Genomic DNA, 22,031 nt, shown 5'->3' with positions numbered 1-22,031 from the left:
TCCTCCTATAAAAAAGAACACCATCTGCTTCTTCTGCATCAGGTGTTCTTCTCGTTTGCTATTATTCTGGTTTGATTCGCTCTTTAGGAACAAGCAGTTCAAAATGGTGGTGCAAGTTTTCAAACTCGCCAGGTAAAATGCCCCCTAATTCCCCATCAAGGTTGATCTGCATCTTTTCGGAAGGTGTTACTTTTACACGTTTCGCTTTTTTATAGATGACATGGTCATCGTGAATGTGTTCGCCTCTGATCGCAAGAGAAGCAATTCGTACAAACTCAGCGAGATTCGTTTTCTTTAAAATAAGAACATCAAAAAGACCATCGTGGAATTCCGAAGATGGAGCAAGCTTTTCGAAGCCCCCGACTGAATTCGTGTTTGCCACTAAGAACAGCATGATCTCGCCTTCGTATTTCTCTTTATCATCAAACTCGATTTCTACAAATGTAGGACGGATCGATGGAAGCATCTCGATTCCTTTTAAGAAATAGGCCAGCTGGCCAATCATTGTCTTGAGCTTGCTGGGTACTTCATATGTAAGCTCTGTAATACGTCCGCCTCCAGCAATATTAATGAAGAATTTATCATTCACTTTACCGATATCAACCGGCATATGAACACCGCCGCAAAGTACGTCACAAGCTCCTTCGATTGTACGTGGAACGCCTACTGCACGAGCAAAATCGTTTGTAGTACCTGCCGGAATAATACCGAGCATAGGACGCTTCTCTAAGCCTGCAAGACCGTTTACCACTTCATAGATCGTACCGTCTCCACCGGCAGCGATCACAAGGTCGAAGCCTCGATCACCAGCAGCGCGTGCCGCACGTGTAGCGCAGCCATCTTCTGGTGTAGTGGCATGACAAGAGGTTTCATATCCTGCGTTTTCAAGTCTGTCTAAAATATATGGAAGCTGCTTTTTAACGGTTTCTCTTCCGGAACTTGGATTATATATAAGTCTAGCTCGTTTCATATCTTTCACCTTCGTTATATGACTTCTCTTAAAAGTTTTAACCTAAATCTGTTTCCTGTATAACTGCAAAAAACAGCCCTGTTGGACTGCTTCTGTCGATTCCTCTTATATTATAGTGATACCTGTCATAAAAAGCAAAGAAGGAATATGCCATATTGTGTTAAATTGTGTCTGAATTGTAGGGGGTCTGTCCCGGGACAGACCCCTAAAAAAGGGTTTTTATGTCTATTTATGGAATATTCAAATTGGGATTTTTTTAAGTGCCGCTTTGTTGACGACTTGTTACTACATAAGCATATCTAAGATTTACTTTCATACGTTTACTACAGCACTGCAAAACTTTGTTAGGAGGTGTTTTTCATGTTTTGGCTTTTTATTTTTGGACCTCTCGCAGCAGTCCTTTTGCTGTTTGCTTTAGTCCAATGGAAAACGAAGCAGAGATACAAAAGATATAACCAAGAATATGAAGCAGAGCAATACCTCAGTGATAACAACAAGATTAATAACGCAGCTGCCTGGACTAACTCTCAACAAAATCATCATTCTGGCGGCAGTGGAAGCGGTGGAGCTTAAAAGGCGGGATCCCACATCCTGTCTTTTTTCACGCATATCATTCTGAAAGGAGACACATATGTCACACCAGATTGCTATTTCCGGAAGTACCATAATGTCTGACACAACTAAACTTCATAATCTTTTCATAGGAGAAGTTACTCATATAGAAATCGGAGAGTTTGAGAGCGAGGAAACGTTTCAAATCTTTTTGAAGCTTCAGCAATCAAGCAACAAAACGTTTGGGGTTCACTCTCCCCTTTTCCGAAATCAGAGCAAATATGACTTATTAGTAGAGTTTCAATACAAACCTGAGGAGGCTTGGGTACAGTTTGAGAGCGAAATGAAACGTCTTGCCGAATATGAGGCTCAATATATCCTGGTTCATTTCCCTTATTTTCAGGATGAGACCGAAAACCCTATCGAGTTAATAGAAGCTGGATTACAACGGTTATCGGCCCTTCAAGTCGAATATAATTTACCGATTGTCTGTGAACCGAAGCTTGGATTGTGGAAATCACCTAAAGGAATACAGTATTTACATGACTTTCCTCTATCACTTTGGGAAAAGTATGGGTTAAAGCTATGCATTGATATTGGTGACTACATACTAGCAGCCGGTGAACATGCACTCGGCATGATTCATAAATGGAAAGACCATATTAAAGTTGTTCATCTCCATAACATTGAATTTATAGGTGACAAATACATATGGATACCGATCCACCCTTCCCATGAGAATGATGGCTCTCATTATCCGATAAAAGACATTCTAAGTGATCTTTCAACATGCCAAGATCTATATTGGGTATTAGAGCATACACCACATTCTAATCCTTCACAAAAATTTGTGAAAGAAGGCATAAATTGGTTAAGAAATGATATTTTAAAAGGTAAGTAGTCTATTTGGAGGTCTTATCATTGAAGTATCTGAAAATAGCATTATTCCTAGGGTTGCTCGGCTTATTTGCAGGAGCATTCGTCGTTCCTTATCAATTAGAGTCATTAAAATCTGCACTGAGTGAAGCTGATTACAAAGCGATAGTCGGAAAAGCACCAGTGCCCCTGCCTGTTATGATCGCTGCAGCTGCTTTTCAAATTGGGTTAATAACCACCGTTTTAAGCTGGATTGGTTTAAAGCTTACAAAGCGAACAGGACTTACACTCCCGCTGCTTCAGACCTGGCTTCTGGAGAAAAAGAAACCTGTTATAGACCACACGGCTTTAAAAGTTGCTGTTATCGGTGGTGCCATGGGATCACTTTTGTTGGTAGCAACCGATGTATTTCTGTTTCAACCCCGCATTCCTAAGATAGGAAACGGAGAGGGAGTCGTATGGTGGAAAGCTGCACTTGGCGGTGTTTTTTACGGAGGAATAGTTGAAGAAGTAATGGTCCGGCTTTTCCTGATGACACTTATTGTTTGGGTATTATCTTTTATTTTTAAGAAAAACGGCAATAATATTCCATTGTCTTTTTATTGGATTGGAATCACCCTTGCGGCACTTATCTTTTCAGCAGGACATTTGCCTGCAACTGAAGCTCTATATGGAGAGCTCACCGCCTTACTCATAGTACGTTCTTTCATGTTGAACGGAATCCTCGCTGTTTTTTTTGGTTATCTGTTTTGGAAGAAAGGTTTAGAGTACGCGATGATTGCCCACATGATGGTGCATATTGTAACACAGCTGATTTTACTACCCATACTAAAGCTAGTTTAATAGCTTTCTTAAAATACTGGAGAATATCCAGTATTTTTTTGTTTTTTCTTTTGAAGAATTCGAGGCGGGTCATACGTCAAATAAGTAAACGAGTAATTTTTTGAATATAAATACATATTTATATTTCAAAAATATGTCAAACGTTTTACAATTATTTCAAATTATCCTTTTAGATCGAGGTGTATGATGAACTTTTCTTTTCGGAGTTATTTAAAAAGATTAAGGTCAACCATTCTAGGAATCTTAATTATTAGCATTCTGCCTGCTCTTCTCTTTGGTACCAACACACAGTTAGAGCAAAATGTATGGGAGTATTCCATCGGAGAAATTAAATATCAAGTTTTTCCTGATATCTTTGATAAGTATCAATATTCCATGACGATCTTTTTTCTAGCCTTGCTAACCAGTCTGTTTGCTGCGTTAGTTCTTACCTTTTTCACCACTTTACTTCCAAGATTTCTTCAGCGAATTATTTTCGGTTTTTTAACCTTATTAGAATCCTTACCAGATTTATTTATTGTCGTCGTCTTACAATTCTCGATTATTTACATCTATAAAACGACTGGATTATTAGTTGCTAATGTATCAAACGTATACAATAATCCAATTTATTTACTTCCTATTCTAACGCTCTCCATATTGCCAACCATTCAATTATTTAAAATTACGCTGCTTCTAATGAAGGAAGAGCAGCACAAACCATATGTAACCGTTGCACGAGCAATGGGTCTTAGCCGGTTTTACATCACATTAAAACATGTCTTTCGAAACATTCTCACAAGCCTTGTTCAATATTCCAAAACCATATTTGTCTTCATGCTTTCCAATCTTTTTATTGTGGAGTATGTGTTTAATTTAAATGGGATTATGAATGTATTACTGAATACGAAAGGTGTCGCCTTTATGTTTACTGCACTTATGATTGCTGTTCCATTCTCATTACTTTTTGAAATAGCAGAAAGCAATACAGTTTCGATAAATAACCAAGAGGAGGAGGATGCCGCATGATTATGAAACTAGTAAGACAGCCCCAATTCATCATTGGTGTACTCTTTATCTCTTTCTTGTTGTTCTTTAGTTTTTATTGGCCGGTTCTTTTGGATGTGAATAAACAAGAATCTCTTAAACTGATGGACTTTTTATATGACAAAGAAGGAAGAATCATTGATGCGGCTCCATTTTCCCCATCACAAGTTCCTCCAGTAGGAACAGATCTGTTTGGTAAGAATATTTTTTATCAGGTTATTGATGGAGCAAAATATACAATCCTGATCGCTATTGCGATTGCATGCTTAAGAATTCTTTTTTCAGTTGGCATCACTCTATTAAATCCTAGATCCAGCTTTTCATTTTTAAACGATATTGTTCAAGCAACGTTATATATTCCGACAGCTATTATAGCTTATATCTTTATGAGTTCACTATTAATGAAACATTCAATGGAACCGATGAGCGTTATGAAGCTAATTGTATTTCAATGTGCGATCCTGATCGGAATAGGCGTGCCTCCATTAATATCAACGTTCTCACGTGAAATAAAGTCCATCTTAAACAAAGACCATATAACCAATACCTTTGCATTAGGTGCTAAAAAACCTTATGTGTATTACAGACATGTTCTCCCTGAACTTTCAACAAAATTGATTCTGTTATTTGCCCAACAAGTGATACAGACACTAATTCTTATGGCACATTTAGGTGTTTTGGCTATTTTTATTGGAGGTTCAAGCACGGTTGTTTTAGGAGATATTTTTACACCTATACCAGTATCTATTCCAATAGCAGGTGAATGGGCCGGTATTATCGGTATGAATTTCCCAAAATTAAAAGCTGCTCCTTGGGCTATTTTAACTCCTCTAGCTTTCTTTGCGGTTTCCATATTTGCACTAAACTTAATTATTCAAGGCATTCAAAACTGTTTAGAAACAAACAAGTCTTAAGTGAGGTGTAGCGTAATGGATCAACATATTTTACATGTTAAGAATTTAAGTGTCTCATTCAATAAAAATAAAAATAAAATGACCGCTGTAAGTGATGTCAGCCTTCAGATCGATAAAGGACAGACTGTAGCGCTAATCGGTGAATCTGGTTCCGGAAAAAGTATTACTTCTTTATCTGTGCTGCAGCTTTTGCCTCCAAACGGTCAACTAGAAAAGGGCTCTATCACATTTAAAGGAAAAGACCTGTTAAAACAATCCGAAAAAGAGATGCGCCGTATTAGAGGAAATGAAATCTCCATGATTTTTCAAGACGCCATCGCTTCACTGAACCCAGGCATGAAGGTTGGCGTGCAAATTACAGAAGGACTAAAATATCACAAACTTGTCCCAAAATCAGACCTTAAAGCAGAAGCTCTTCAACTGCTTGAACAGGTGGGCTTTAAAAATCCTGCTCATATCTATGAACAATATCCTGTGCAGCTTTCAGGAGGTATGAAACAGCGTATTTTAATCGCTATGGCGATCTCCTGTAAGCCCCAGCTTATTATTGCTGACGAGCCTACAACTTCCCTGGATGTGACGATTCAAAGGCAGGTATTGGATTTAATCGATAACTATAAGTCGGATTTAGATGCCTCTGTTCTACTGATCACACACGATTTTGGCGTAGTTGCTGAATATGCTGACTGGGTCTATGTGATGTTAGGTGGTCATATCGTGGAATCTGCAGACGTTTATACGATTTTTAAAAATCCTGTCCATCCTTATACAAAGGCTTTGATTGAAAGCATTCCTAATCCCGAAAAAAGCCAGGAGCGCTTGAAAAGTATCCAGGATTTCACCTTTGAAAAAGTCGGCTATAAAGGAAGAACATTTGCACCTGAAACTTACACCTTGGAAAGTAAATCTTTTAATGCTCCTTCCTCTTTAGTTGAAGTTGAACCGCTGCATTATGTTCGTTTCTATGATGACGAAAGGAAGGTCGTTTCAATTGGATAATCTATTAGTAAGAGCCCAGAACCTTTCAAAATACTTTACAGACAGCTCTGGTATTCATAAGGCGGTAGATGGTGTATCTCTAAACATTCACAGGGGAGAAACACTTGGGATTGTAGGAGAATCAGGTTCTGGAAAAACGACGCTCGGACGTACCATCATGCGTTTGTATAGGCCTGAACACGGACAAATCTGGTTCGATGGAAAAGAAATAACCAATCTAAATAAAGGAAAGCTGAGACCCTACAGAAAAGAAATACAAATGATTTTTCAAAATCCGTATGAATCTTTAAGTCCTCGCTTTACTGTTGGAGAAATCCTTGAGGAACCATTATATATTCAAAAGATAGGAACGAAGAAAGAACGAATGGATAAAGCGCTTCGTTTACTTGAAAAAGTCGGACTTCCGCGGACTTCTTATCATAGAAAGATTCACGAGTTTTCTGGAGGTCAACGCCAGAGGATCGGAATTGCACGTGCTTTAATACTAGAACCAAAGCTTGTGATTGCGGATGAACCTGTTTCTGCACTCGATGTTTCCGTTCAGGCTCAAGTTTTGAATCTATTAAAAGATCTGCAGGCTGAATTGAATCTGACATGCTTGTTCATCTCACATGATTTAAGTGTGGTCCATTATATGAGTGACCGGGTGGCTGTTATGTATCTTGGCCATTTAATCGAATTAGCGCCGAAAGAGGAATTGTATCGTAATCCGATTCATCCCTATACAAAATCATTACTAGCCTCTATACCGGTTGCAGATCCAGAGCGGCGCAATCCATATCGTGAACCAATTATCCTTCCAGAGAAGCCGCTGTATCCGCCGCAATTAGTGAACATCGGTAACGATCACTATGTTTCTGCAAATATGATTCATATTAAAAAGTTTGAGATTGAAAGCTATCAACAAGAAATGAGTTACTACAAATAGAATAAAAGGGAAAACCAACTCTTCAAAACGGAGTTGGTTTCTTTTTATCATTCAGCCTGACTTTCTCTCAATATCACAAACATACTTACACTCATTGCTCCTGCAGTAAAAATAATAGAAATAATCATTCCGATCCATGCCATAAATAGGTCATCACCTGGATATGCCGGTTCCAACGTCATGTAATACCGGATAAGTCCAACCCATAAAGAGAAGGAAAAAGATATTCCCTATGCAAACCATCTTCACCTTATCTTTATAAGACCCTTCCCATACTTGAGAAAAAATGAGCCATGTAAACAAACTCAGTGGAATGCACATCACTAAACCAAGCGTTGTCCCGAATGGTATAAAGAAGAAGATAACAAAAGCGATGGCGAACAAAGCTGTGTTTGCCAAGAATAGTGATGCTCCAGCAAACCAGTAATTTGTACTTAAAGAACTCCCCTTTATCTTGGAGCTGATGATCGTAACCAAGCCAGCTTCTGCTAATTCTTTTTGTTTGATTAAAAGAATAACTGCAAAAACAATTCCAGCTAACAAAAGAATAGTCATATGGCACTACCCACTTTTTTACAATTATTTGACCTTATATTATCATGAAATTAGAGGATACGAATATAGCTGTTTCGTAGGAGAAGTTGAAGGAGGGTTTCACTATGTTTGAATTTTTTATACCGATACTTGTGATCGCTGTAATTGCCCCTATAGTCATAAAGTACGCAACTAAACCAAACTATCAAAAGGTTGCAGAAAAGATCACGCTTCCTCCAGATTTGGGAGTACGTGAGGATTTACACTTAGAAAAAAGCGTTCGCCGAATGAAAAGAGCTCTTCCATCTGATTTTAAAGAAAAGGTTAAACGACGATATTTATCCGAATATCCAAAATCGACAGAAGCTTATTTTGAAGCCGTGTTTTTTGAACTGCAGCGATTTTTTATCATGTGTTCGTTGTTAAGCAATGTCCCGATGTTCAGTAAGAAAGTCGATGCGATCTGGCACGAGATGCTGATGTACACAAAAGAGTACGAAAAGTTTTCCTCCGAGCTTTGTGGAGAGCACATTCACCATGCACCAAATGACGTAGTAGAACCCGATCCGCATGGAAGAGCATTTTTTGACCTATTGTATTCAAAGCTTTTTTATTTCACTGAATTCACTCCGATTGCTTGGGGATCTTTCTTTCAAAACCCGGTTCATCAAGGACTGCTGCAAGAGTTACAAACGCTGCCTATTGAAGATTTGGCTAAGAGATATTTTAGAGATAACGCCGATCAAGACACTGTGCATGCGTTGTTAAAGGAAGTTAAACGGGAAATCGAACGATTTACAAAAGAAAAAGATCCATATAAAGGATTAAAACTCACTCCTAATGCCATTGACAGTGCTCCGATCTTGGCTGGAGCCATGCTTTATTATTCCTATCACCATTTCAATGAATATGACATGTACATGGGGAAACTGAATCCTGCATCTAATTATTACGCAGGGAACACGACTGCATGCGGAAGCGCGTGCGGAAATCAACGCGACGGCAACGACAGCAGTTGCAGCGGAGACAGCGGAAGCAGCTGCGGCGGTGGCTGCGGCAGTAGTTGACTTGATGACTTATTAAATCGCAGCGAAAAGGCTGCGATTTTTTTGTTCTTTTTTTAAAGGGTAATTTTGTAAAAAGAAGAACTGTATATTAATAATAAACTAGAAAGGAGACTGGCCATCTATGAATAACACAGAACTTAACCTGAACAATTCAAAGTCTAGTCAAAAAGAAACATTCCTTACGAGGAGTGCCAATTCTTTATCTACTTGGTCTCATAAGTATGTGCCCGATGCCTTTGTCATTGCCGTATTACTTACGTTGTTTGTCTTTCTTGTAGCATTTTTCATGAATCCATCTAAGCCTGAAGAGATTGTTAAATCATGGGGAGATGGATTTTGGACTTACTTGGCCTTTACCATGCAGATGGTTTTACTAATGGTTACAGGTATGACCCTCGCAAGTGTTCCATTTCTTAACAGGGGTTTGCAAAGGATTGCTAACTTGGCTGATACTCCACAAAAGGCATATATTCTTACGTTTTTAATCAGTGCCCTAGCTTACTATATTAACTGGGGATTGGCTGTTGTTGTAGGTGCCATAATGGCAAAAGAAGTAGCACTAAAGAATCCTAAAGCTCACTTTCCATTACTCGTTGCAGCTGCATATGCTCCAACTTCTTTATATAGTGCTGGACTTTCAAGCTCAATCGGTTTGACGATTGCTACTGAAGACCATTTCCTTGCCGATGTAATGGGTGTAATTCCTACCTCACAAACAATATTTAGTGCATCCACGATCATTATCTTTCTATCTCTTCTAATAACATTGCCTATTGTTATCGTACTCATGGCTCCCAAGAGTAATATTGTTAGTTTAGACTCTACTCAATTTTTAACAGCAAACGTTGAGAAACCATCTAAAACGAACTTAACATTTGCTGAAAAACTTGAATGGACTCCCTTTCTCGGTATCATTCTAGGGGCAGTTGGCCTGTTCTACTGTATATTTGAATTTATGAACGGACGCAGTTTAGACTTAAATATTATTAATATCTTCTTTTTATCTCTCGGATTACTTTTACATGGTTCATTAAACAACTTTGCTGAAGGGTTTAAAGAAGCAACACAGTCCATATCACCAATCATACTGCAGTTCCCTTTTTATGCAGGGATTATTGCGGTACTCGGCAGCTCAGGTCTTGGAGCAAGTATTATTGAATGGATGGCTTCTATTGCTTCAGAAGAAACCTTTGATATTTTTACGTATTGGTCAGCAGGATTAGTAAACTTATTAGCCCCTTCTGGTGGAGGCCAATGGGCATTACAAGGTCCTCTTCAAGTCCCTGCAGGTTTAAAACTCGGTGTAGATCCAGCTACAATAGCTATGGCCGTAGGCTGGGGTGATGCTTGGACAAATCTGATCCAGCCTTTCTGGGCTCTTCCGCTATTAGGTGTGCTTGGATTAAAGATTAAAGATATCATGGGATACTGTTTCATCCTTTGTATCTGGGTAGGGGTCGTTACAAGTGTGCTCATGCTCTTTTTGTATTAGAAAAACAAAAAAATCCTCCTGCAACGGGAGGATTTTTTCATTTTATCTCTTCTTCAATTCTTCTACAATCAGCTTGTTCACAAGCGGCGGGTTTGCTTTTCCTTTCGTTTCTTTCATAACTTGCCCAACAAGGAATCCAACCGCTTTTTCTTTACCATCTTTATAGTCGGCAACAGATTGCTCGTTAGCATCCAGGATCTTTACAACGATCTCACGGATTGCTCCTTCATCCGAGATCTGCACGAGACCTTTTTCTTTAACGATTTTTTCTGCATCGCCGCCGTTTTCGATCAGTTCTTTGAAAACCGTCTTCGCGATTTTATTAGAGATGGTACCGTCCGCGATCAGCTTAATCATGCCTGCAAGACCTTCTGCTGTAAGAGCCGTTTGGTCAAGCTCTCTGCCTTCGTTGTTCAGATAAGCACTTACTTCACCCATGATCCAGTTGGATGCTTGCTTCGCATCTGCCCCTGCAGCGATCGTCGCTTCAAAGAAATCTGCCATTTCTTTTGTCATCGTCAGTACTTTTGCATCGTACTCTGGCAGTCCAAAGTCACTGACGTAGCGTTTTTGGCGGGCATCCGGAAGTTCTGGAATATCCGACTTCACGCGTGCCATCCATTCTTCATCGATAAAAATGGATACTAGATCTGGCTCTGGGAAGTAGCGATAGTCATCAGAACCTTCTTTTACACGCATCAGGATCGTACTTTTTGATGCTTCATCATAACGGCGTGTTTCCTGAAGGATTTCTCCTCCGTTTGACACGACTTCACGCTGGCGCTGCTCTTCATACTCCAACCCTTTTTGAACAAAAGCGAACGAGTTTAAGTTCTTAAGTTCTGTTTTCGTTCCGAACTTCTCTTGACCATATGGACGGATGGAGATGTTGGCGTCACAGCGCAACGAACCTTCTTCCATCTTACAATCAGACACACCTGTGTACTGGATGATCGCCTTTAATTTTTCTAAGTATGCATAAGCTTCTTCAGGTGTACGGATATCTGGCTCAGATACGATCTCAACAAGCGGTGTGCCTTGACGGTTCAAGTCAACGAGTGAGCCGTCAGCTGTATGCGTCAGCTTTCCTGCATCCTCTTCCATATGGATGCGGGTAATACCGATCTTCTTTTTATTTCCGTTGACGGTGATCTCGATCCAGCCGTGTTCACCGATCGGCTTATCAAATTGTGAAACTTGATAGGCTTTCGGGTTATCTGGGTAAAAGTAGTTCTTACGGTCAAATTTCGTTTCTCTGTTGATCTCACAGTTGAGTGCTAATGCTGCACGCATCGCAAAGTCTACGGCTTGATGGTTCACAACAGGCAGCACGCCAGGGTGTCCTAAACAGATCGGACACACATTCGTGTTCGGCGGCGCACCAAAGTTTGTAGAACAGCCGCAGAAAATTTTAGAGTTTGTTTTTAATTCTACGTGTACTTCTAATCCAATTATCGTTTCAAATTCGCTCATTTTCTGCACCCCTACAGCTTCGGCTTTGCCTTATGATGTTCTGTTGCCTGTTCAAACGCATGTGCCACTCGATAGATTGTGCTCTCATCAAAATGCTTTCCGATGATCTGCAACCCGATCGGCAGTCCGTCTGATAATCCGCACGGAACGGAGATCGCCGGCACACCCGCTAAGTTGACAGGAATCGTTAAAATATCGTTCATGTACATCGTTAACGGATCTTTTGTCATGGAACCGCATTTGAATGACGCAGACGGCGCAGTAGGCCCAATGATCACGTCGTATTTTTCAAAGATGTTCGTGAAGTCTTCTTTAATCAGCGTACGTACTTTTTGCGCCTTCTTATAGTACGCATCATAATAACCTGAGCTTAATGCAAACGTTCCAAGCATGATGCGGCGCTTAACTTCTTCACCGAATCCTTCACTTCTGGACTGCTTGTACATTTCGATCAAGTTGTCGCTGTTGTCCGAACGGAGTCCGTAACGTACACCGTCAAAGCGTGAAAGGTTCGCAGACGCTTCAGATGACGACAGCAAGTAGTACGTCGCTAATGCGTAGCGCGAATGCGGAAGAGATACTTCTTCCCATGTCGCCCCTAAACCTTCAAGCACTTTCAACGCTTCCATCACACGTTCTTTCACATCAGGCTGCACACCTTCACCAAGGTATTCTTTTGGCACAGCGATCTTAAGGCCGTTTACATCACCTGTAAAAGAAGCTAAGTAGTCAGGGATATCCACTTTTGCAGAGGTAGAATCCATCGGATCGTTCCCTGCGATGGCTTGCAGCAAGTACGCATTATCTTCTACAGTGCGGGTTATTGGTCCGATTTGATCCAATGATGACGCAAACGCTACTAATCCATAACGAGATACGAGGCCGTATGTTGGCTTAAGTCCTACAACTCCACAGAAAGCAGCTGGCTGACGGATCGATCCGCCTGTATCAGAGCCTAGTGAGAAAAGAACTTCTCCGGCTGAAACGGAAGCCGCAGATGCACCGGAAGAGCCTCCAGGTACACAGGAGAGATCCCACGGATTATGTGTAGGGTGGAATCCAGAGTTTTCGTTCGATGATCCCATCGCGAACTCGTCCATGTTCAATTTCCCGATCGTGATCGTGTCAGCATTGTTTAGACGCTCCACTACTGTCGCGTCATAGATCGGTTCAAAGTTCTCTAAGATTCGGGACGCACACGTTGTACGGATCCCTTTTGTTACAATATTATCCTTGATTCCGATCGGCATACCAAACAGCAGTCCTCTGTCAGCACCGGAAACAAGCTTTTCATCTAATTGTTTCGCTTTAATGCGGCTGAATTCTTCGTTTAATGTTAAAAATGCTCTTACCTTGCCATCTACTTGATGAATACGGTCAAACGTTGCATCCACAATGTCAGTTACACTAAGTTCTTTCGTATGTAATAACTGATGCAGTTCTGAAATCTTTTTATCTAAAATCGACATACGCGGTGTTTCCTCCTACTCCAAAATGTTTGGAACTTTAAACTGGCCGTCCTTTTGTGCCGGCGCATTTTTCATCGCCTCATCCACTGATACGGAATTTCTTACTTCGTCTTCACGAAGGACATTCTTCAGTTCCAAAACGTGTGTAGTCGGCTCCACGTAATCTGTGTCGAGTTCGTTCAGTTCTTCAGCAAACCCGATAATTTTATCTAATTGTTCGGTCAGCATTTCGGCTTCTTCTTCCGTAACGGCTAACCTGGCTAAATGTGCCACGTGTTTCACTTGATCTTTCGAAATTCGAGACAAGCACGCCACCTCCAAGACTTCTTATACCAAAAGTATTATTCTGATGATAACAAAAAGCTTGCAGTGTAGGCAACTTGAGGACGAAACATTCACGAAATTGAGTCATTTTTGAGGGCGATTGGGTCGATTCGAAAGACAATTAAGTCTTATTACGAAAAATTAAGTCAAAACAGGATGCGATTAAGTCTTATTTAAAAAATATAGGTCGTTCGACAAAAATTCGATACTTTTTGGCAGAAGAAAAGCCGATTCAACCTAAGCTGAACCGGCCTCACCCTACTTTAGATTCCCCACTCATGCAGTTCTAAGCGGCGAACACCTTCTTTTACGTAAGGATCTTCTTGTGCTATTGTTTTCGCTTCGTCCAGTGACTCGGCTTTGTAAACCACCATACCGCCTGCTCCGTCTAGGAATGGTCCCTTAAGATGAACCTTGTCTTGAGCAACAAGGTCTTGCAGATAGTCTAGATGTGCCTGACGAAATTCTTGGTTAAGCTCCGGTTTTTCCATATGTAAAATTGCTGCGTAGTATGCCATGTTTATACCTCCTCTTATATTATCTTCATCTTACTACAGAGTTACTTCCACAAAAAGAAAAACACCCGGCGAGTCCAGGTGTCTCAATCGCTGCTGTAGCTTGTATCCTTTGTCGGATGCTGAAATTGGCCGTCTTTTGGCTTGATCTTCTTTTCGATAAGCTCTCGGTTCTCCGTTGTGTTCCATCCGATATCATTTGTGGGATGTACCCACTCATCGCCAGACATGATCTCTGGATCTGTATCCGTACTCCAGTTATTAAGCGGTGAATTCTCAGAGTCATAAAAGCTGTCACCGATCACAACACCATGTTCGTTAATAAATGGCGCTTCCATCTCCATACCTGTTTCTTTGAAGTCTGGAGAGCTGATCTGATGCGGCATCGTATTGTCAATATCGACGTCTGGAAGACTCTTCTTTCGCTCTTTATCCTTTGACATCCTAAACACCTGCTTCCATATCGTTATAAGATTAACCTTTCCTGAAGCGGTGTGTATAATCCATTTTTTTGTACGCGAATGGGAAATTCTTACGAAGACTTATAAATCGAATTTCACCAAACAAAAAGCCCTCTCTCAGTCGAGAAAGGGCTTCTATTACGCGATTAAAGTGTTTCTGAAGTTGTTTTTGCTTGCATGTGAAGCGTTAGGTAGTCTGGTCCGCCTGCTTTTGAGTCAGTTCCAGACATGTTGAATCCGCCGAACGGCTGGTATCCAACGATCGCACCTGTACATCCACGGTTGATATAGAAGTTACCTACGTGGAACTCTTCACGAGCGCGTTCGATGTGCTCACGGTTGTTAGAAAGAAGTGCACCAGTTAGACCATATTCAGTGTTGTTTGCAATTTCCAACATGTGATCGAAGTCACGTGCTTTACAAATCGCTACAACCGGTCCGAAGATTTCTTCTTGCATCAAGCGAGCTTTTTCATCAACATCAGCGAAAATTGTAGGCTGAATGAAGTAACCTTTAGAGTCGTCTCCTTCTCCACCAGTCATCAGACGGCCTTCTTCTTTACCAATCTCGATGTATTTCATGATCTTGTTAAAAGAAGCTTGGTCGATTACTGGCCCCATGTATGTTCCAACTTCTTCAGGGTTACCCACTGTTAGAGTCTTAGTAAGAGCTACAGCTTTTTCTAGAACTTCGTCGTAAACGTCTTGGTGGATGACTGCACGAGATCCTGCAGAACATTTTTGTCCAGAGAATCCGAATGCCGAGTAAACGATTGAGCTAGCTGCTAATTCAAGATCAGCATCACGGTCAACAACAACTGTGTCTTTCCCACCCATTTCAGCTATTACACGCTTTAACCAGATTTGGCCAGGGTGTACTTTAGCTGCGCGCTCATAGATACGGCAGCCTACTTCACGAGAACCTGTGAATGATACGAAACGAGTTTTCGGGTGGTCTACCAGGTAGTCACCGATTTCTGCTCCGCTACCAGGAACGTAGTTAAGTACGCCTGCAGGAAGTCCTGCTTCTTCCATTACTTGAACGAACATTGCTGCGATAATTGGAGTTGAGTTCGCTGGCTTCAACAATACCGTGTTACCAGAAACGAACGCAGCTGCTGCAGTACCTGCCATGATCGCAAACGGGAAGTTAAATGGAGAGATAACGATACCTACTCCAAGTGGAATATAGTTAAACTTATTGATTTCGCCGTCACGGCTAACAACTGGTTGTCCAGCTTTAAGCTTGATCGCTTGGCGTGCATAGTATTCTAAAAAGTCGATAGCTTCAGCTGTATCAGCGTCTGCTTCTTTCCATGGCTTACCTGCTTCTTTCGTAAGCATAGCGGAGAATTCATATTTACGACGGCGGATGATCGCTGCTGCACGGAACAAGATGTTCGCACGGTGCTCAGGATCCCACTTTTTCCAGGATTCGAAAGCCGTTAATGCTGCTTGCATCGCTTGCTCAGCATGATCTTGAGTCGCTTTGGAAACAGATCCAATCACTTCTTCTTTGTTAGCTGGATTTATAGAAACAATCTTTTCGTCAGTCGTGATTTTTTCACTGCCGATAACAAGCGGAAACTCTTGTCCAAGCTTGGAATTAATAACTTTCAAGCCTTCTTCATAAGCTTCCTTGTTTGCAGGAACTGAAAAATCCATAAATGGTTCATGACGGTATTCACGTGTCATAATTAATTCCCCTCCTATTAAAGCGTTTTCATTATTTGGTTTTCCCACGTTCATTCTACATGAATATTGCTCTTTCTTCAAACAAACTGAAATAGTCAGAATTCTTTATTTTCAAGGGGTGTAGGGTATCTTGTGCATCTTCTTTCTTTAAGATGAATGATTAATAGGATTTAGTGAAGTTTGAAATGAAATTTGGCAGGAAGTACGAATAAATATGTATTTTGCATAAAATTAATTTCTTTAAAGGAATGATTTTCCATATGCGTTAAACAGGGCTTCCCACACCAGCAGCAACCTACCACACACTCCCACAAAAAAACCCGCTGATCATTAGTCAGCGGGGTTCACTATTAAACCTTACTTACGGTAAATATGCACAAAAGGCTCCTCTTGTGTTGTTTCATCTTTTACGATCAGCGCCTCAGGTTGGTCGACAGCTGAACCAATGTACACTTCCACCGGTACATTCGGCAGCTCTCCCAACGCGGAAGTCGCAACAAACTGAGTAAACGAGATGATCTCTGCCTTACCACGGAACTGAACAGGGATCTCAATCGTCATTCGCTCCAGGTTTCCGTCTTTATAGAAACCTTTACCGATCACTCCGATAAAGTTCGGGAAATACTCCTGCACACTTGATTTAAACGTTGTGAACTTCTCGTAGTCACTGCGCTTCTTTTTCGAAGCCGTGTCTGACGGGAATAACAGATAGTCTTCATCTACGTCTTCCCAAGAACTGATCGAATTGCTGCCCTTCTTTACAACTCCTGTTGCAAAGAAGTTTCCAGGCGTAACAGAATCACGTTCTTCTTCTTGATAAAGAGCAACTACGATCGGAACATCCTTAAGCTTTGGATCGGTACGCAGACGGCTGGCAACTTGTTCCGCCATTTTTTTAGCTTCTTCTTGAACTTTTTCGCGGTCCAGTTTCACTTCACCTGGATAGATTAAGCTATCTTTATTTACATCATAATAATACGTTGAGTTAAAAGATAAACCTATAACGACACCGCCAAGCTTTACTTTATTGTCACCGCTTTGAACTAAATAATTGTGCTCTAGTACGAATGAAAGATACTTCGGATTATTTTTATTGGCTTCAAGCATTTTGTCGACGTATTGTCCATCACTCTCATCGACTTTCACACCTAATTTAGGATTTAAGCCGGTTTGATCTAAATCACTCTTGCTCTTGCCCGGTTCTTCATCAGCTCTTTTAAGCCAATTGGTTACGGTTGACTCATTCAGATGCTGGCCTTCTTGAAAAACATACTTATCTGTGCTGAATGTACCCTGTGCGATGCGCATCAAGCCCATCTCAAACTCGTTTATATCAAGACGATTATCTACACCATAGCGAATAACACCACGTGCCCCGCCCGGCTCAAACGGAGAAATGCTTCGATAGTACTTTTCCCCCGTATTAATTTCTCCAGTTATAATCGCTTTCTCATCTTTCTTCCCCTTTTCTTGCACAACCTTCTCTTCTTTTTCCAGCTCATCTCCACCCAGACAGCCAGTCAAAACGAGTAAAAGGCTTAAGAAAAGGAGTCCCACCCGTTTCATCATTACGGACACTCCTCTAGTATGGTTGGTTAGCTCCCGCCAATCTTATTTGTTCAGCTCATCCACCAATTTTTGCTCATCCCATATCTCGATGCCAAATGTCTTCGCTTTATCAAGCTTAGAACCAGCATCTTCCCCAGCAATCAGCATATCTGTATTCTTACTCACGCTTCCGGTCACTTTTGCCCCTAAGCGCTCTAATTTTTCCTTCGCTTCATTACGAGTTAAAATCGATAGCTTACCCGTTAACACTACAGTCTTACCCGCGAACGGTGTATCCAGGTCCTCGACTTTAACAAGCTTCGGTCCTTTATATTCCATGTTCATGCCAAGACTCTTCAGTTCTTCCATCAGATCTTTCACTTCTGGTTTTGAGAAATAAAGGACAATAGAATCAGCCATCTTCTCACCGATCTCTTCCACTGCTAAAAGCTCTTCTCTAGAAGCATTCATCAACCCATCCATCGATTCAAAACGCTGTGCAATCGTTTTAGCCGCTTTTGCTCCGACATGGCGAATTCCGAGTCCAAAAAGAAGGCGCTCTAAGGAGTTTTCCTTCGATTTCTCAATCGCTGATAGCAGGTTATCAACCGATTTTTCACCCATACGCTCTAATTCTAACAGTTTCTCGCGTTCAAGCTTAAATAAATCTGCAAAATTCTCAATTAATCTTTCTTTAAACAGCTGTGCAACGACTTTTTCACCAAGCCCGTCAATGTTCATCGCATTTCTTGATACAAAATGGATAAACCCTTCACGAATCTGTGCCGGACATTGCGGGTTTAAGCAGCGTAATGCCACTTCTCCGTCTAAACGCTCGAGTTTGCTGTCACATTCCGGGCACTCGGTTGGCATATTAAAGTCAGTTTCGTCACCTGTACGGCGTTCTGTAATAACGTTTACGACTTCAGGGATAATGTCACCGGCTTTTTTTACAACCACATAATCGCCGATCTTGATGTCTTTCTCGCGAATCAAGTCTTCATTATGTAATGAAGCACGTTTTACTGTCGTACCTGCTACTAAAACAGGCTGAAGCAGAGCGGTCGGTGTTACAACACCCGTTCGGCCAACGTTCAGCTCGATGCCCTCCAGCTTTGTAACTACTTCTTCAGCAGGGAATTTGTATGCGATTGCCCAGCGAGGATTTTTCGCAGTAAAGCCTAATTCTTCTTGCTGATACAATGAATTCACTTTTATAACGATTCCATCGATCTCATAGGGAAGGTCTGGCCGCTTCTCCTGCCAGCTGTTTACATACTCGATCACTTCATCAATATTATTGCATTTCTTCCACTCTGGATTTGTTTTAAAACCTAAGTGGCTTAAATAAGTAAGACTCTCATCATGAGAATCAACCGAGTGGCCTTCCAGTTTTCCAACACCATAAAGGAAGATGTCCAAGTTACGGCTTGCTGCAATCTTTGGGTCGAGCTGACGCAGCGAACCAGCTGCCGCGTTCCTTGGGTTGGCAAAGAGCTCTTGGCCTTCTTCTTCACGATGTGCATTCAGCTTTTGGAACGACTTTTTAGGCATATACGCCTCGCCGCGCACTTCAAGCATCACATCATCTTTTAACTTAAAAGGAATAGAACGGATCGTTTTTAGATTGTTCGTGATGTCTTCCCCTATTGTGCCGTCTCCACGTGTAGCGCCTCGAACAAAACGGCCATCTTCATATAGAAGGGAAACCGCCAGCCCATCAATTTTAAGCTCCGCTACATACGATACGTTATCACCAACGCCATCACGTACACGGCGGTCAAAATCGCGAAGATCTTGGTCGTTAAACGCATTACCTAGACTAAGCATCGGAACAGTGTGTTCCACTTTTTCAAAAAAGTCCAAAACAGCACCGCCTACACGTGATGTAGGCGAATGCTCGTCCCGGAGTTCTGGATGATTGTTTTCTAGCTCGATCAGTTCTTTCATAAGCTGATCATATTCAGCATCAGGTACAGACGGTTTGTCGAGTACGTGATATTCATAATTGTATTTTTCTAATAGCTCCCGGAGTTCCAGGATGCGTTCCTTCGCATGTTCTTCGTTCAACCCGTTCCACTCCTTTTGTTACGCTTTTTCAATAGGGGCAAATTTAGCAAGCAGTCTTTTAACACCAACTGGCTGCGGGAATGCGATATCCAGTTCAAGTGAATCACCTTCACCACGCATGCTTACAACCGTTCCCGTTTCCCATTTACGGTGTTTAACTTTGTCGCCTACTCTCCAATCCAGTTTTTCCCCGCCAGAAGATTGATAGACAGGTGTAACAGTTTTCTTTTTCGGATTCATGAAGGATGGCGTAGAGCCTCCTCCAGATCGGGCCCCTGCACCCCAAGGAACAGAAGGCTTTTCTTTCACTTCTGCTTCAATAAGATCATCTGGAATCTCAGCGATAAATCGTGATTCGGGATTCGTTGTCGTACGGCCATACAGCGTACGCATTCTGGCATTTGTTAAGAAGAGCTCTTCTTCAGCACGCGTGATTCCTACGTATGCTAAACGGCGTTCCTCTTCCATCTCATTTTCTTCAAAAAGAGCGCGGCTATGAGGGAACACACCTTCCTCTAAGCCCATTAGAAAGACAACAGGAAACTCCAGCCCTTTTGCAGAGTGGAGGGTCATTAGTACAACCGCTTCCTTCGGCTTATCTTCTGCCGCTTTATCTTCATCAAGTTTATCGATGTCAGCAACGAGCGCCAGATCAGTTAAGAAGGCAATCAATGATTTGTCTTCCTGTCTTTTTTCAAAATCCGTCGTAACGGAAATAAATTCATCTATGTTCTCTAAACGGCTTTGTGCTTCGATCGTTTTCTCTGCTTTTAAAGCTTCTCTATACCCTGTTTTGGATAAAACTTCTTCCACGAGCTCTGTGACCGACAGATATTCCTGCTGACGCGTCCAGTTCGTGACAAAGTCAGTAAACTCTTTTAAGCTATTTGTCGCACGAGCGCTAAGGCCGATCTGCTCAACTTCTAAAAGTGCTTGATACATAGATAGATCATTAGCAGCAGCATATTGCGCCACTTTTTCCATAGAAGATGCACCGATCCCACGCTTTGGTACATTTACGATACGCTGCAGCGAAATGTCATCGTCTGGATTCGAAATAAGACGGAGGTACGCTAAGATGTCTTTAATCTCTTTTCTGTCATAGAACTTTGTGCCGCCGACGATGTTATACGGAATGTTCGACTTCATCAAAACTTCCTCTATAACACGGGACTGCGCGTTCGTTCTGTATAGAATGGCAATATCGTTGTAAGAACGTTTGCCAGAGGACACGGCTTCACGGATCTTGCCTGTTACGTAGTAGCTTTCGCCCTGCTCATCGTCTCCTTGATAATACGTGATGCTTGCTCCATCCGTATTATCTGTCCAAAGGTTCTTTGGCTTTCGGTTCATATTGTTTTCGATTACTTTGTTGGCTGCATGCAGAATCTTTTTCGTAGAACGATAGTTTTGCTCTAATAAAATGACTTCTGCATCATTATAGTCTTTTTCAAAAGATAGAATGTTTGCGATGTCTGCTCCGCGCCAGCCGTAGATCGACTGATCGGAATCCCCTACAACACAAAGGTTGCGGAAACGGTCAGCAAGCATCTTTACAAGCATGTATTGTGCGCGGTTCGTATCTTGATACTCATCCACGTGAATATATTGGAACTTGCGCTGATAGAATTCCAGCACTTCAGGCACTTTTGCAAAAAGGTGGATCGTCGTCATGATCAGGTCGTCAAAATCTAACGCTTGATTCTTTCTGAGACGCTTCTCGTACCCTTCATAGACTTCCTTTACCACACCTTCAAAGTGTCCATTCGCTACTTTCGCAAAATCAGCTGCTGTCTTCAATTCATTTTTCAAAGATGAGATCGCGCTTAAAATTCCGCGAGGCTCGTACTTTTTCGGATCATAGTTCAAATCTTTCAATACTGCTTTTACTACCGACAATTGATCTGTCGAATCTAGGATCGTAAAGTTACGGTTGATTCCGATACGATCGATATCACGGCGTAAAATACGCACGCACATCGAGTGGAAGGTTGAGATCCAAATCTCTTCAGCTACAGGTCCCGTTATCTTCGCAACCCTTTCCTTCATCTCTCTTGCTGCTTTATTCGTAAACGTGATCGCCAGGATGTTCCATGGCGCCACTTCTTTTTCCATCATTAAATAAGCGATACGATGAGTTAACACTCTTGTCTTACCGCTTCCCGCCCCAGCCATTAAAAGCAATGGCCCGTCTGTATGTTTTACCGCTGCTTTTTGCTCAGGATTCAGTCCTGTTAACAGCTTTTCAATCATTTGATGCATACTCATCTCTATTT

Annotated in this window: 20 protein-coding genes; 9 read left to right on the top strand and 11 right to left on the bottom strand. The window is 41.6% G+C overall.

Annotated elements, in window-relative coordinates; all coding sequences use genetic code 11:
- Window positions 1-61: 61 nt before the first annotated feature.
- Entirely contained in the window at window positions 62-970 is a 909-nt protein-coding gene (locus IEV52_RS18360) for a diacylglycerol kinase (RefSeq protein WP_188404039.1), read from the bottom strand.
- Window positions 971-1,330: 360 nt separating this feature from the next.
- Between IEV52_RS18360 and IEV52_RS18355 the strand changes: the two genes are divergently transcribed.
- The 7 genes from IEV52_RS18355 to IEV52_RS18325 all read left to right on the top strand — a co-directional run bounded on the left by IEV52_RS18355 (window position 1,331) and on the right by IEV52_RS18325 (window position 7,108).
- A complete protein-coding gene (locus IEV52_RS18355) occupies window positions 1,331-1,543 on the top strand; it encodes a hypothetical protein (RefSeq protein WP_188404038.1) in 213 nt (70 codons plus the stop codon).
- 58 nt (window positions 1,544-1,601) lie between these two features.
- Window positions 1,602-2,423, top strand: coding sequence for a sugar phosphate isomerase/epimerase (locus IEV52_RS18350; protein ID WP_188404037.1), 822 nt, complete (start codon window positions 1,602-1,604; stop codon window positions 2,421-2,423).
- Window positions 2,424-2,443: 20 nt separating this feature from the next.
- Window positions 2,444-3,241 (top strand): CPBP family glutamic-type intramembrane protease, encoded by a 798-nt coding sequence (locus IEV52_RS18345; protein WP_188404036.1) that lies wholly within the window; start codon window positions 2,444-2,446, stop codon window positions 3,239-3,241.
- Between the two features lie 186 nt (window positions 3,242-3,427).
- Window positions 3,428-4,249: an ABC transporter permease subunit gene (locus IEV52_RS18340; protein WP_188404035.1), complete on the top strand. Its 822-nt coding sequence runs from the start codon at window positions 3,428-3,430 to the stop codon at window positions 4,247-4,249.
- Window positions 4,246-5,181 (top strand): hypothetical protein, encoded by a 936-nt coding sequence (locus IEV52_RS18335; RefSeq protein ID WP_188404034.1) that lies wholly within the window; start codon window positions 4,246-4,248, stop codon window positions 5,179-5,181. The genes IEV52_RS18340 and IEV52_RS18335 overlap by 4 nt, the downstream gene beginning before the upstream one ends.
- A gap of 15 nt (window positions 5,182-5,196) precedes the next feature.
- Window positions 5,197-6,180 (top strand): ABC transporter ATP-binding protein, encoded by a 984-nt coding sequence (locus IEV52_RS18330; protein ID WP_188404033.1) that lies wholly within the window; start codon window positions 5,197-5,199, stop codon window positions 6,178-6,180.
- The gene (locus IEV52_RS18325) at window positions 6,173-7,108 is read left to right on the top strand and encodes an ABC transporter ATP-binding protein (protein ID WP_276208304.1); all 936 of its coding nucleotides are present in this window, start codon (window positions 6,173-6,175) and stop codon (window positions 7,106-7,108) included. The genes IEV52_RS18330 and IEV52_RS18325 overlap by 8 nt, the downstream gene beginning before the upstream one ends.
- 153 nt (window positions 7,109-7,261) lie before the next feature.
- Here the strand turns inward: IEV52_RS18325 and IEV52_RS18320 are convergent, their stop codons facing one another.
- Window positions 7,262-7,663 carry a hypothetical protein gene (locus tag IEV52_RS18320; RefSeq protein WP_188404032.1) on the bottom strand — a complete coding sequence of 134 codons (402 nt, stop codon included), beginning with the start codon at window positions 7,661-7,663 and terminating at the stop codon, window positions 7,262-7,264.
- A 104-nt stretch (window positions 7,664-7,767) separates the two neighbouring features.
- On the opposite strand from IEV52_RS18320, the gene IEV52_RS18315 reads away from it, so the two are divergent.
- Both IEV52_RS18315 and IEV52_RS18310 read left to right on the top strand, forming a co-directional pair.
- On the top strand, window positions 7,768-8,709 hold the full coding sequence (locus IEV52_RS18315) for a glycine-rich domain-containing protein (protein WP_188404031.1): 942 nt from the start codon (window positions 7,768-7,770) through the stop codon (window positions 8,707-8,709).
- A gap of 121 nt (window positions 8,710-8,830) precedes the next feature.
- A complete protein-coding gene (locus IEV52_RS18310; protein ID WP_188404030.1) occupies window positions 8,831-10,201 on the top strand; it encodes a short-chain fatty acid transporter in 1,371 nt (456 codons plus the stop codon).
- A gap of 42 nt (window positions 10,202-10,243) precedes the next feature.
- Here IEV52_RS18310 and gatB read toward each other — a convergent pair whose 3' ends face one another.
- The 9 genes from gatB to pcrA all read right to left on the bottom strand — a co-directional run bounded on the left by gatB (window position 10,244) and on the right by pcrA (window position 22,017).
- Complete coding sequence (gene gatB / locus IEV52_RS18305; protein WP_188404029.1) at window positions 10,244-11,674, bottom strand: Asp-tRNA(Asn)/Glu-tRNA(Gln) amidotransferase subunit GatB; 1,431 nt, start codon at window positions 11,672-11,674, stop codon at window positions 10,244-10,246.
- A gap of 11 nt (window positions 11,675-11,685) precedes the next feature.
- Window positions 11,686-13,143, bottom strand: coding sequence for an Asp-tRNA(Asn)/Glu-tRNA(Gln) amidotransferase subunit GatA (gene gatA, locus IEV52_RS18300; protein ID WP_188404028.1), 1,458 nt, complete (start codon window positions 13,141-13,143; stop codon window positions 11,686-11,688).
- 15 nt (window positions 13,144-13,158) lie between these two features.
- Window positions 13,159-13,449 carry an Asp-tRNA(Asn)/Glu-tRNA(Gln) amidotransferase subunit GatC gene (gatC, locus tag IEV52_RS18295; RefSeq protein WP_188404027.1) on the bottom strand — a complete coding sequence of 97 codons (291 nt, stop codon included), beginning with the start codon at window positions 13,447-13,449 and terminating at the stop codon, window positions 13,159-13,161.
- A gap of 281 nt (window positions 13,450-13,730) precedes the next feature.
- The gene (locus tag IEV52_RS18290; protein ID WP_188404026.1) at window positions 13,731-13,985 is read right to left on the bottom strand and encodes a YciI family protein; all 255 of its coding nucleotides are present in this window, start codon (window positions 13,983-13,985) and stop codon (window positions 13,731-13,733) included.
- Between the two features lie 83 nt (window positions 13,986-14,068).
- On the bottom strand, window positions 14,069-14,425 hold the full coding sequence (locus IEV52_RS18285) for a DUF3905 domain-containing protein (protein WP_188404025.1): 357 nt from the start codon (window positions 14,423-14,425) through the stop codon (window positions 14,069-14,071).
- Between the two features lie 164 nt (window positions 14,426-14,589).
- Window positions 14,590-16,137, bottom strand: coding sequence for an L-glutamate gamma-semialdehyde dehydrogenase (gene pruA, locus IEV52_RS18280; RefSeq protein WP_188404024.1), 1,548 nt, complete (start codon window positions 16,135-16,137; stop codon window positions 14,590-14,592).
- Between the two features lie 357 nt (window positions 16,138-16,494).
- On the bottom strand, window positions 16,495-17,706 hold the full coding sequence (locus tag IEV52_RS18275) for a CamS family sex pheromone protein (RefSeq protein ID WP_188404023.1): 1,212 nt from the start codon (window positions 17,704-17,706) through the stop codon (window positions 16,495-16,497).
- Window positions 17,707-17,748: 42 nt separating this feature from the next.
- Window positions 17,749-19,755, bottom strand: coding sequence for an NAD-dependent DNA ligase LigA (gene ligA / locus IEV52_RS18270; RefSeq protein ID WP_188404022.1), 2,007 nt, complete (start codon window positions 19,753-19,755; stop codon window positions 17,749-17,751).
- 18 nt (window positions 19,756-19,773) lie between these two features.
- Complete coding sequence (pcrA, locus tag IEV52_RS18265; RefSeq protein ID WP_188404230.1) at window positions 19,774-22,017, bottom strand: DNA helicase PcrA; 2,244 nt, start codon at window positions 22,015-22,017, stop codon at window positions 19,774-19,776.
- Window positions 22,018-22,031 lie beyond the last annotated feature (14 nt).

The organism is Fictibacillus barbaricus, from assembly GCF_014635025.1.
GTDB classification, from domain to species: Bacteria; Bacillota; Bacilli; order Bacillales; family Fictibacillaceae; genus Fictibacillus; species Fictibacillus barbaricus.
Note: the sequence above shows the minus strand (reverse complement) of the source record. Positions and strands in the feature narration are given on the sequence as shown.